Origin of the sequence: Stenotrophomonas sp. GZD-301 (genome assembly GCF_049310345.1) — a bacterium.
GTDB lineage: Bacteria > Pseudomonadota > Gammaproteobacteria > Xanthomonadales > Xanthomonadaceae > Stenotrophomonas.
Window position 1 is genome coordinate 38,211 of record NZ_JBMOWY010000051.1, and the last position, 11,325, is coordinate 49,535.

An 11,325-nucleotide genomic window follows, 5' to 3' on the forward strand; every position below is an offset into this window, starting at 1 on the left:
AACCGAGCCCGTCATGCACCGTTGTTTCTCCGCCATCGCCGACCGACTGCCAAGCGCGACCCACGCGCTGCGTCCGTGCGATTGCGCGGGCAAGGCACTGACGCTGGCCATCGACTGATCTTCCCTGCACGGAGATCGGTCCCCGATCTCCGAGGCATGCCAACGCCCTCGGATGCTGCATCCGGGGGCGTTTTCGTTTGCGCGGGCATCGCTTCAACACAGGATCACCATGCCGTATTCCCCCATCGTCCACACCCGGGCAAGGACTGCCTGACCACAAGGACGTGTCGCTGAGAGGCGCGAAAGCGCTGTGCCCTGGTGTGGGGCACGGGCGACGGGTGATTATGTGCATGACATATTGATATCGGTTTATCCGATATTGATGCGTCGATTTGATCGATTATCTCAACGGTGCAGGTTCTCCGCCTGCCTGGTGCGCGCGACCGTGTCGTGGCGTATGCCGGGATGATCGACACCGACGCGACATCGGCCTGCTGGTGCGGGCAGCGGCGAAGGCCGCGCAGGTCGGTTCGATTCCGGCATGTCATTGGATGGCTCATCGGTAGAGCCGCAGGTTCGCCCTGCGTGTTGCGGGTTCGAATCCCGCTCCAGACCGTTGCAACCGGGCGCAAGCCCAATCGGGATCCCCCGCTCTGTCGCGGCACCGCATTGCATCGCGGTGCGGTGGCCGGGCAACGCTTCCGCCGCCGGGCCAGCGCCCTGGACGCGCAACGACCCGACGCTCCGCCATGCCAGCCGTGGTGGCGTGCGTCGCGGCACGCCGCCGACAGCGCCCTGGCTCCGCGCCGCTGGTGTCGCGGGGCTCCCACCTTCTTCTGCCCCCGTGGGGGCACCCCGCGCGTCGTGGCCGGTATCCGGGCGGCGCGCGGTCGACACACCGGATGCCACCACCAGAGCCCACAGGAGACTGCCCATGTTCTGGACCAGGAAGGTCGTGATCGGCGAAAGCGAGCGCGGCCTGGTGTATCGCAACCGTCAGTTCGAGGCCGTGCTCGGCCCCGGCACCCACCGCTGGTTCGATCCGCGCGGCGAGCGTGAGGTCGTGCTGCACGACATCCGCACGCCGCGCTACGCCGGCAACGATGCCGAGCTGCTGATGGCCCGTCACGACGCGGATCTCCAGCAGGCCTTCGTGCTGGCCGACATCGGCCCGCGCGAGATCGGCCTGGTGTACGGCCAGGACCGTCTGTGCGATGTGCTGCCGCCGGACGCACGCCAGCTTTACTGGCGTGGGCTGGTGCCGGTGCGGGTGGAGACGCTGCCGCTGGAGGCGGTACCCGTGGTGCCGGCCGACATCGTACTGCGGCTGCGCCAGATCGGCCTGCTGTCGCGCTACACGGTGACCACGCATGTGCCGGAGCAGCACGCCGCGCTGGTGTTCATCGATGGCCAGCTGGCGCGCACGCTGGGCCCCGGCCCGGTGTCGTTCTGGAGCCTGCAGAGCAGCGTGGTGGTGGATGTGGTGGACCTGCGCCTGCAGGCCGTCGAGGTGGGTGGCCAGGAGCTGCTGACCCGCGACAAGGTCTCGCTGCGGGTGAACCTGTCGGCCAGCACCCGCGTGGTCGACCCGGTGGCCGCACGTACCGGGGTGGCCAAGGTCGGCGAGCAGGTCTATCGCGAGCTGCAGTTCGCGTTGCGCCAGGCGGTGTCCGCACGTTCGCTGGACGAGCTGCTGGCCGACAAGGCCGCGCTGGATGCCGAGATCCTGATGCGTGTGCGTGCACAAGTGGCGGGCCTGGGTACCGAGGTGCTCGGTGTCGGCGTCAAGGATGTGATCCTGCCTGGCGACATGCGCGAGATCTTCAACGCCGTGGTGCAGGCCGAGAAGGAAGCGCAGGCCAATGTGGTGCGCCGCCGCGAAGAGGCCAACGCCACCCGTTCGCTGCTCAACACCGCCCGGCTGATCGAGGACAGCCCGGTGCTGATGCGGCTCAAGGAGCTGGAGACGCTGGAAAAGGTCACCGCGAAGATCGACACGCTCACCGTGTTCGGCGGCCTGGATGGCGTGCTGAAGCAGCTGGTGACGATGAAGCCAAGGGAATGACCCATGAACATGCAACACACATTTGAATTGCTGCACGCCGAAGGCAGCACCACCCCGATCAAGGGCTGGGTGCGCGGCGTACCGGTGGACGCGTTGGCCCGCGAGCAGCTGGCCAACATCGCTGCGATACCGTTCGTTGGCCCGTGGGTGGCGGTGATGCCCGACGTGCACGTTGGCAAGGGCGCCACGGTCGGGTCGGTGATCCCGACCCGCGGCGCGATCATCCCCGCTGCAGTCGGCGTGGACATCGGCTGCGGCATGGCCGCGGTGCGCACCACCCTGCGCGCCGAGGACCTGCCCGACAACCTGGCCCAGCTGCGCAGCAGCATCGAGCGCAGCGTGCCGGTCGGCAACGGGCGTGGCGGTGAACACCGGCAGCTGCCGGACAGCATCCGCACCCGGTTCGAACGCTCCGGCCTGGTGACGCGGCTGGACGCGATCAAGCAGCGTCATCGGCGCATCCGCACCGACAAGCTGGAGAGCCAGATCGGCACGCTGGGCGGCGGCAACCACTTCATCGAGATCTGCCTGGATGAAACCGGCGCGGTGTGGGTGATGCTGCACAGTGGCTCTCGCGGCACCGGCAACCTGATCGGCACGTACTTCATCGAGCAGGCGCGTGAGCAGCTGGCCCGGCGGGTACTTGGCTTCCACGTGCCGGACAAGGACCTGGCGTTCTTCATGGAAGGCGAAGCGCTGTTCGACGACTACGTGGAGGCGGTTTCGTGGGCGCAGGACTACGCCCGCGAGAACCGCGAGGCGATGATGGCGAGGGTACTGGCCGAGATGCGCAGGCGCCTGCCGAAGTTCCAGCTGGAGGCGCTGGCGGTGAACTGCCACCACAACTACGTGCAGCGCGAGACCCACGGTGGCGAGCCACTGCTGATCACCCGCAAGGGCGCGGTCAGCGCGCGCGCAGGTGAGCTGGGGATCATTCCCGGCAGCATGGGGGACTGCAGCTACATCGTGCGTGGCAAGGGCAATGCGGAGAGTTTCCACAGCTGCAGCCACGGTGCCGGACGCGTGCTGAGCCGGACGGCGGCGCGGCAGCAGATCACGCTGGCGCAGCATCGCCAGGCCACCGCGCATGTGGAGTGCCGCAAGGACGCGGCGGTCATCGACGAATCGCCGGCCGCCTACAAGTCGATCGATGCGGTGATGGCGGCGCAGCGCGACCTGGTGGAGGTGGTGCACACCCTGCGCCAGGTGGTGTGCATCAAGGGATGACCGCGCTGTCCTCGGCCACCAGCGCGTGGTGCAGGCTGATGCCCGCGCGCACCCCTTCGGCCTTGGCCAGGGTGATGTTGCCGACCACGGTGGCATCGCCGGCGGCGTAGACGCCGGGCACCGTGGTCTGCTTCTGCGCGTCCACGCGCACCAGCACGCCGAGCGGACTTTCATCCAGCGCGCAGCCGAGGTGTTCGACCAGCGGCGCGCCCATGTGCTGTCGGGCCGCCACGAACAGCGCGCGCAGGTCGATGCGGCGGCCGTCGGCCAGTACCGCGGCGCTGAGCTGCGGGGCCTCGCCTTCCAGCCCGACGACCTGCGCGTACTCGACGGTGACACCGCGCCGCTGCAAACGAGCCGCGTCCTCCTCGTCCAGCGTCATGCCGTGCGCGAACAGGGTCACCTGACCCCACTCGGCGAGCAGCCCGGCCATCATGCTGGACATCGGATGCCCGCCCAGCAGGCCGATCGCACCGCCGCCAATCTCGTAACCGTGGCAGTACGGGCAATGCAGAACGCTGTGACCCCAGCGCTCGGCCAGCCCGGGCAGCGCGGGCAGTTCATCGCGGATGCCGGTGGCCAGCAGCAGCTTGCGCGCGGCCCAGGTCTCGCCACCGGCCGTATGCACGACGAAGCCGTCGGCAGTGCGTGAGGCGGTATCCACCGTGTCGCTGAGCCAGCGTACGGTCGGGTAGTCCAGCAGCTGCGCCTTGGCCTGCCGCAGCAGCTCGCTGCCGGCGATGCCATCCAGGCCGAGGACGCCGTGGGAGTGCGCGGCGAAACGGTTGCGCGGCAGGCCGCTGTCGATCACCAGCACCTCGCGGCGGGCACGCGCGAGCATCAGCGCAGCGGACAGGCCGGCAAAACTGCCCCCTACGATCACGGCATCAAACGTCATGGGGAACTCCTGCTGCATGGTGGGCCAGATGGCGGGCGAAGGCCGCGCCGAGCGTGTCCAGGGTGGTGGCGCGCAGACGCGTTTCGAGCAGCGCCTGGGCTTGCCGGTAGCTTTCGTCCAGCGCCGCGTTGACCACCTGCTGCACCGGGCAGCCACGGCCGCCTTCGCGTGCACCGGTGTGCAGCAGCGGCGGCGCACCGACCGCGACATAGACGTCGTGCAGGGTGATGCTGGCCGGGTCGCGCGCCAGCTGGCTGCCGCCGCCGTGACCGCGCACGTTGCTGACCAGGCCCCCCTTCTGCAGGGCTGCCAGCAGACGCCGGATCACCACGGGGTGGGTGGGCAGGCAGGTGGCCAGCTGTTCGGAGGTGCGCGGGCCGTCCTGCCCGACCAGATGGGCCATCACGTGCAGCGCGTCGGAGAACTGGTTGCTGGATTTCATGTAACTACATTAGTTACATATTGGCAGCCTGTCCAGTGCTGTTGTTCCAGTGAGTGGACCTGGGGAGATGTCACAAAGATTTCACATCTTTGAATGGAACGGGAAGCGTGACGTACCTCCCACTTCAGAAGATGAAGCGAGGGTCCGATACCGCATCGCCCTCCCTCACTTCTCACGTCCCATGCCCACGCTGTCCGCCGCGCCCGCGCGCGCCCTGAGCCTGCAGTTCAAGTTGCTGGGCGCGCTGTCGCTTGGCCTGTTCATCGTTGTTGTCTGCGCGCTGGCCGGGCTCGGCTCGGCCTGGCTGAACCTGTCCACCGAGGTGCCCCCGCAGGTGGCGCGCAATGCGCAAGCCGAAACCCTGCAACGCGAGTTCCGCCTGCAGGTGCAGGAGTGGAAGAACGTGCTGATCCGAGGCAGCGACGCTGCGCTGCGCGAACGCCACCTAGCCGCCTTCGATGCCCAGGGCCACAAGGCGCAGGCCCTGGCGCAGGCGTTGGCCGGTGCCGACGATGCGGACACCGCGCGCCTGGCCGGCACGTTCCTGGCCCAGCACACGGCCCTCCAGCAGGCCTACCACGGCGCGCTGGAGGCGTTTGCCGCCAGCGGCTACAGCCCGCTGGAGGGTGATGCGCTGGTGCGTGGCAAGGACCGCGCGCTCGGCGCCACCCTGGATGCGCTGGGCGAGCGCACCGCGGTGGTGGCCGACCGCGCGGTGCAGGCGCGCTCGGAACAGGCCCGACGCACGCTGGTGGTATGCGCGCTGCTCACCGCGCTGGCCGCACTGGTGCTGATGGGACTGCTGGCCGTGTGGCTGCGCCGCGCGGTGATCGCGCCGGTGCTGGCGGTGGAGGCGGCCGCGCGTGCGGTGGCACGCGGCGACCTGGAGCACACCGTGCAGGTGCGCAGCGGCGATGAGATCGGCCGTCTCGGCCAGGCCATGAGCGCGGTCACCCGCACGTTGAAGGACGTGCTGGCCGCCCAGGCGACGATGGCCGAACGCCACGACGCCGGCCAGATCAGCTATCGCATGGATGATCGCGCCTTCCCCGGCGGCTATGGGCAGATGGTGCGCGACGCCAACGCGCTGGTCGATGCGCATATCCAGGTCAAGCTGCGCGCGATCGAGATCATGGGGCGCTATGCGGTGGGCGACCTGGCGCTGGACATGGAACGGCTGCCCGGCGAGAAGGCCGTGATCACCCAGGCGCTGGACACGGCCAAGGCCAATCTCGGCGCGATCAACGCCGAGATCAAGCGTCTGGCCCTGGCCGCCGCCGCGGGCGACTTCAGCCAACGCGGCGATGAAGCGCGCTACGCGCACGATTTCCGCGAGATGGTGGCCGGCCTGAACCAGCTGATGCAGACCACCGAACACGATCTGGGCCAGGTCTCGGCGGTGCTGCAGGCGATCGCACGCGGCGATCTCAGCGCGCGCATGCACGGCGACTTCCACGGCGTGTTCGCGCGCATGCGCGACGACGTGGCGCGTACCAGCGGCCAGCTCACCGGCATCGTCGGCGACATCAAGCAGGCCGCGCAGGCCATCCAGACCGCCGCCGGCGAGATCGCCGCCGGCAACAACGACCTGTCCCAGCGCACCGAGCAGCAGGCCGCGAACCTGGAGGAAACCGCCGCCTCGATGGAGGAGCTGACCTCCACCGTGCGCCAGAACGCCGAGCACGCACGCCAGGCCAACCAGCTGGCGATCGGCGCGCACGGCGTGGCCAGCCAGGGCGGTGACGTGGTGGGCCAGGTGGTGGTCACGATGGGCGTCATCGAAACCTCGTCGCGCCGCATCGCCGACATCATCAGCGTCATCGACGGGATCGCCTTCCAGACCAACATCCTGGCGCTCAATGCCGCCGTGGAAGCCGCACGTGCCGGCGACCAGGGCCGTGGCTTTGCGGTGGTGGCCAGCGAAGTGCGCACCCTGGCGCAGCGCTCGGCGGCCGCCGCAAAGGAGATCAAGGGCCTGATCGACGCCTCGGTCGAGGACGTCGCCACCGGTGCCCGCCTGGTGCGCGAGGCAGGCCAGACCATGCAGGAGATCGTGGGCGGCGTGCAGCGGGTGACCGACATCATGGCCGAGATCTCGGCCGCGTCGCAGGAGCAGTCGGCCGGCATCGAGCAGGTCAACCAGACCGTGGTGCACATGGACGAAGCGACCCAGCAGAACGCGGCCCTGGTGGAGGAAGCATCGGCGGCGGCGCGCAGCATGGAAGAGCAGGCGGTCGCGTTGAACGCGGCGGTGGACGTGTTCGTGCTGGACGTCCGGAGCGCGGCCGGCACGCGCGTGCCGGCGACGGCGGACCAGGGGGGGGGTGTTGGCCGGCACCACGGTGTTGCCGGCGGGCACCGCTGAGTTGCCGGCCAGCGGCCGGCACTACGCGTAGGGGGGGCCGATCATCGCGGCGGCCAGGTGGTCGAGGAAGGAGCTGATCCGCGCCGACACGGCGGTGTTGCGGTAGTACACCGCATGGATGGGTTGGCGCACTTCCACCGTGAGCGTCGGCAGCACCTGCACCAGCGTTCCTGCGGTGCGGTCGCGGTGGGTCATGAAGTCGGACAGGCAGACGATGCCCACGCCTTCCAGCGCCAGCCGGCGCAGGGTTTCGCCACTGGACACCGCCACCGCCGGCCGCACGTGCAGCAGCGCGTCGGTGTCGCCCGGCAACGGCCAGTGGTTGAGCGAGTCCGGTTCGTTGAAGCCCAGCAGTGTGTGCGCCTGCAGGTCGGCCACGCGGGCCGGCGTGCCGTGCTGCTGCAGATAGGCCGGGCTGGCCAGCACCCGCAGCCGGCTGTGCGCCAGCGGGCGCGCATGCAGGGTGGAATCGGCCAGCGGCCCGATCCGGATGGCGACATCGGTGCGGCGTTCCAGCAGGTCGATGTAGCGCTCGCTGCTGTTGAGTTCCAGCGCCACCTCCGGGTAGCGCGCGCGATAGCCGGCGACCAGCGGGGTGATCACGTGCAGCACGAAGGGCATTGCCGCATCCACCCGCAACCGCCCGGCCGGACGCTCGCGACGCGCGGCGATCTGCTCTTCAGCCGCTTCCACCGAGGCGACGATGGCGCGGGCCTGGGCCAGGAATGCCTCGCCTTCCTCGGTGAGCTGCAGGCGCCGGGTGGTCCGGGTCAGCAGGGTGGTGCCGAGCTTCTCTTCCAACCGCCCCAGCGCACGGCTGACCCCGGACGGCGTCTGCGCCAGCTGTTCGGCAGCGGCGGTGATCGAGCCGCTGTCGATCACCGCGATGAAGGCCTGCATTTCGTCGAGGGTGGTTTTCATCGGACGGCATTCAAGGGACGTGGCCCATTATTGACCACCAGGCAATAGTCATTGGCGTGAAGACCGCTTTTTCGGCACGAGTGCGGCGCGCAGACTGCGCAGCCTCTCTTCCCACCGGTAGTCCACCATGTCCCGTGGCATCCCCCTGGCCCTGCTGGCGCTCACGCTTGGTGCGTACGCCATCGGCACCACCGAATTCGTCATCGTCGGGTTGATCCCGACCATCGCCGCCGACCTCGGCGTGTCCCTGCCCTCGGCCGGCCTGCTGGTCTCGCTGTACGCCCTGGGCGTGGCGGTCGGCGCGCCGGTGCTGACCGCCCTCACCGGCCGGGTGCCGCGCAAGACCCTGCTGGTGGCGCTGATGGTGCTGTTCACCCTGGGCAACGTGATCGCCTGGATGGCGCCCGGCTATGGGTCGCTGATCGTGGCGCGCGTGCTCACCGGCCTGGCGCACGGCGTGTTCTTCTCGATCGGCTCGATCATCGCCACTTCGGTGGTGCCCAAGGAAAAGGCCGCCAGCGCGATCGCGATCATGTTCACCGGCCTGACCGTCGCCCTGGTCACCGGCGTGCCGCTGGGCACCTTCATCGGCCAGCATCTGGGCTGGCGCGCCACCTTCCTGGCCGTGGCGGCGCTGGGCGTGATCGCCTTGATCGGCAGCCTGCTGTTCGTGCCGCGCAACCTGCAGCGCAGTGAGCCGGCCACGTTCGGCCAGCAGCTGTCGGTGCTGGCCCAGCCGCGCCTGCTGCTGGTGTATGCGATCACCGCGCTGGGCTACGGCGGCACCTTCCTGTCGTTCACCTACCTGGCCTCGATCCTGCAGGACGTCACCGGCTTCTCGGCCAATGCGGTCAGCGGCGTGCTGCTGGTGTACGGCGTGTCAGTGGCGATCGGCAACCTGTGGGGCGGCCGCCTGGCCGACCGTCGCGGGCCGATTCCGGCGCTGAAGCTGATCTTCGCCCTGCTGGCCGCCGTGCTGTTCGTGCTGACCTTCACCGCCTACAACACCTGGCTGGTGCTGCTGACCGTGCTGGCGCTGGGCGCGGTGGCTTTCGGCAACGTGCCGGGGCTGCAGGTGTACGTGGTGAAGCAGGCGCAACGCTTCGCCCCGCAGGCGGCCGACGTCGCCTCGGGCCTGAACATCGCCGCGTTCAACGTCGGCATCGCCCTGGGTGCCTCGCTCGGCGGCCTGGTGGTCGATCACCTCGGCCTGATGCACACCCCGTGGCTGGGTGCGCTGGTGGTGCTGGGCGCCTTCGGCCTGACCGCGCTGAGCGGCCGCCTGGACCGCCGTGACGGTGTCGCCGACCGTGCCGACGGCATCGCCGTCACCGCGCATTGATCATTCGCGCAGCGGACGCACCGTCTGCTGCGCTTCATTTAACGGTGCACGGCGTAGCCTGCACCGCACCCCCATGAAGGAGTTTCCATGAGCATTCCCGCATTCGGCCTCGGCACGTTCCGCCTGAAGGGCCAGACCGTCATCGACTCGGTCCGCAACGCGCTCGAGGTGGGCTACCGCGCCATCGATACCGCGCAGATCTACGACAACGAAGCCGAGGTGGGCCAGGCCATCGCCGACGCCGGCGTGCCCCGCGATGATCTGTTCCTCACCACCAAGATCTGGATCGCCAACTTCGCCCACGACGCATTGCTGGAGAGCCTGCGCGACAGCCTGCGCAAGCTGCGCACCGACCACGTCGAGCTGACCCTGATCCATTGGCCCTCGCCCAAGGACGCGGTGCCGATGGACGAATACCTGGGCGCGCTGGCCGAGGCGAAGGCGCTGGGCCTGACCCGGCAGATCGGCATCTCCAACTTCACCATCGCGCAGACCCGCCAGGCGATCGGAATCCTGGGTGCCGACGCCATCGCCACCAACCAGATCGAAGTGCACCCCTACCTGCAGAACCGCGCGTTGATCGCCTTCCTGAAGGACCAGGGCATTCATGTCACCGCCTACATGAGCCTGGCCTACGGCGAGGTGCTGAAGGACCCGGTGATCCAGGCCATTGCCGACCGCCACCAGGCCACCCCGGCCCAGGTCGCGCTGGCCTGGGCCCTGCAGCAGGGCTACGCGGTGATCCCCTCCTCCACCCGGCGCGAGAACCTGGCCAGCAACCTGCTGGCGGCCGACCTGCGCCTGGACGACGCGGACATGGCGCAGATCGCCACGCTGGACCGTGGCCAGCGCCTGGCCAACCCCGAGGGGATCGCACCGGCCTGGGATTGACCGGCAGCGCTAGTGCAGCAACCAGCTGCGCAGCGCCCCGCTCACTTCATCCGGCTGTTCCATTGGCGCCAGGTGGCCGCACGCGGGCACCACCACCAGGGTGGAGCCTGGCACCAGGGCATGCATTTCCTCGCTGATGGCCAATGGCGTGATGCGGTCGTTGGCGCCGCACACGATCAGCAGCGGATCACGATAGCCAGCCAGCACGTCGTGGCCATCGACGCGGTCCAGCGCGCTTTGGCGCAGGAATACCGCCGCCCCCAGCCGCGCGGTCATGTCGCGCACGCGCTGCACCAGCACGTAGTCGTCCAGCCGCGAGGCATCGATGTAGCTGCGCATCAGTGTGTCGCCGAAGCCGTGGAAGGTGCCGGGCAGGCGCACGCTGGCGCGCTGCGACCGGCGCTGGGCGGCGCGTTCCGGTGAATCGGCATGGATCGAGGTGTCGATCAGGGCCAGACGCAGCACCCGCTCCGGCGCGGTACGCAGGATCTGCTGGGCCACGAAGCCGCCCAGCGAAAACCCGGCCAGGGCGAAGCGGTCCGGCGCCTGTGCCAGTACGTCGTCCACCACCGCCTGCATCGTCTCGCCACGGGTCTGGTCGCCCACCGTGCAGTCGGCGATGTCGGACAGCGCGGCGATCTGCCCGCGCCAGAGTTCAGCGTCGTTGAGCAGGCCAGGGAGCAGCAGCAGGGGGATGCGGTCGGTCATCGCGGTATTGTCGCTTGTGCCTGATCTACGAGCGATGCCTTGCTTCCGGCTCGCGTCTGCACGACTTATGTTCAGCTACCTGTCCGGTGAGGTGAATGATGTCCAACGTACCCATGATCGCGCTGTGCCTTGTCCTCGCCTGCCTGCCCCCTGCGTGCAACGCCTCGGACAAGGATGCGCTGCAGACACTGCCTGAGATGGTAAAGGCCAATATTCTGGCGGCACAGAAGTACCCGGAGTGCGTACGCGTTGTGGACGCATACGTCCGGCGTACGCGGACGTGGACACCGGCGGATTATCTGGTGTCCACATCGCCACCGTTGGTCGGTGGCCGCGGCTTCGCCGTCCTGCACAAGGACGATCTTGCAGATCCGCTGGGCAGGAATGAACGCAAGTCGTTCAGTGTGGAGCTGGACAACGCGTGCAGCAAGGTGATCGAGGAATTCCAGTTCCAGTAGAAGCGGCC

At 68.8% G+C, this 11,325-nt stretch carries 10 protein-coding genes and 1 tRNA gene; 7 read left to right on the forward strand and 4 right to left on the reverse strand.

The features are described from left to right. The first annotated feature begins 543 nt into the window (after positions 1-543). The 3 genes from ACO6VK_RS14190 to ACO6VK_RS14200 all read left to right on the forward strand — a co-directional run bounded on the left by ACO6VK_RS14190 (position 544) and on the right by ACO6VK_RS14200 (position 3,292). Positions 544-615, forward strand: a tRNA-Arg gene (locus ACO6VK_RS14190). Positions 616-934: 319 nt separating this feature from the next. Further along, complete coding sequence (locus ACO6VK_RS14195) at positions 935-2,065, forward strand: slipin family protein (RefSeq protein WP_422508174.1); 1,131 nt, start codon at positions 935-937, stop codon at positions 2,063-2,065. Between the two features lie 3 nt (positions 2,066-2,068). Further along, positions 2,069-3,292: an RtcB family protein gene (locus ACO6VK_RS14200; RefSeq protein WP_422508176.1), complete on the forward strand. Its 1,224-nt coding sequence runs from the start codon at positions 2,069-2,071 to the stop codon at positions 3,290-3,292. Here ACO6VK_RS14200 and ACO6VK_RS14205 read toward each other — a convergent pair. Together ACO6VK_RS14205 and ACO6VK_RS14210 are read right to left on the reverse strand one after the other, a co-directional pair. After that, positions 3,282-4,190 carry an NAD(P)/FAD-dependent oxidoreductase gene (locus ACO6VK_RS14205; RefSeq protein WP_422508178.1) on the reverse strand — a complete coding sequence of 303 codons (909 nt, stop codon included), beginning with the start codon at positions 4,188-4,190 and terminating at the stop codon, positions 3,282-3,284. The two genes, ACO6VK_RS14200 and ACO6VK_RS14205, sit on opposite strands and share 11 nt — an antisense overlap. Then, positions 4,180-4,632: an Rrf2 family transcriptional regulator gene (locus ACO6VK_RS14210; protein ID WP_422508180.1), complete on the reverse strand. Its 453-nt coding sequence runs from the start codon at positions 4,630-4,632 to the stop codon at positions 4,180-4,182. Before ACO6VK_RS14210 ends, ACO6VK_RS14205 begins: the two co-directional genes overlap by 11 nt. 181 nt (positions 4,633-4,813) lie before the next feature. Between ACO6VK_RS14210 and ACO6VK_RS14215 the strand changes: the two genes are divergently transcribed. Next, positions 4,814-6,997 carry a methyl-accepting chemotaxis protein gene (locus ACO6VK_RS14215; RefSeq protein WP_422508182.1) on the forward strand — a complete coding sequence of 728 codons (2,184 nt, stop codon included), beginning with the start codon at positions 4,814-4,816 and terminating at the stop codon, positions 6,995-6,997. 21 nt (positions 6,998-7,018) lie between these two features. Here ACO6VK_RS14215 and ACO6VK_RS14220 read toward each other — a convergent pair whose 3' ends face one another. Continuing rightward, positions 7,019-7,918: a LysR substrate-binding domain-containing protein gene (locus tag ACO6VK_RS14220; protein WP_422508184.1), complete on the reverse strand. Its 900-nt coding sequence runs from the start codon at positions 7,916-7,918 to the stop codon at positions 7,019-7,021. Positions 7,919-8,045: 127 nt separating this feature from the next. Between ACO6VK_RS14220 and ACO6VK_RS14225 the strand changes: the two genes are divergently transcribed. Both ACO6VK_RS14225 and dkgB read left to right on the forward strand, forming a co-directional pair. Then, on the forward strand, positions 8,046-9,260 hold the full coding sequence (locus tag ACO6VK_RS14225; RefSeq protein ID WP_422508186.1) for an MFS transporter: 1,215 nt from the start codon (positions 8,046-8,048) through the stop codon (positions 9,258-9,260). Positions 9,261-9,347: 87 nt separating this feature from the next. After that, on the forward strand, positions 9,348-10,151 hold the full coding sequence (gene dkgB, locus ACO6VK_RS14230) for a 2,5-didehydrogluconate reductase DkgB (protein WP_422508187.1): 804 nt from the start codon (positions 9,348-9,350) through the stop codon (positions 10,149-10,151). Positions 10,152-10,160: 9 nt separating this feature from the next. Here dkgB and ACO6VK_RS14235 read toward each other — a convergent pair whose 3' ends face one another. Then, positions 10,161-10,859, reverse strand: a complete 699-nt coding sequence (locus tag ACO6VK_RS14235) for an alpha/beta fold hydrolase (protein WP_422508189.1) — start codon at positions 10,857-10,859, stop codon at positions 10,161-10,163. Between the two features lie 95 nt (positions 10,860-10,954). On the opposite strand from ACO6VK_RS14235, the gene ACO6VK_RS14240 reads away from it, so the two are divergent. Next, positions 10,955-11,317 (forward strand): hypothetical protein, encoded by a 363-nt coding sequence (locus ACO6VK_RS14240; protein ID WP_422508191.1) that lies wholly within the window; start codon positions 10,955-10,957, stop codon positions 11,315-11,317. Positions 11,318-11,325 lie beyond the last annotated feature (8 nt).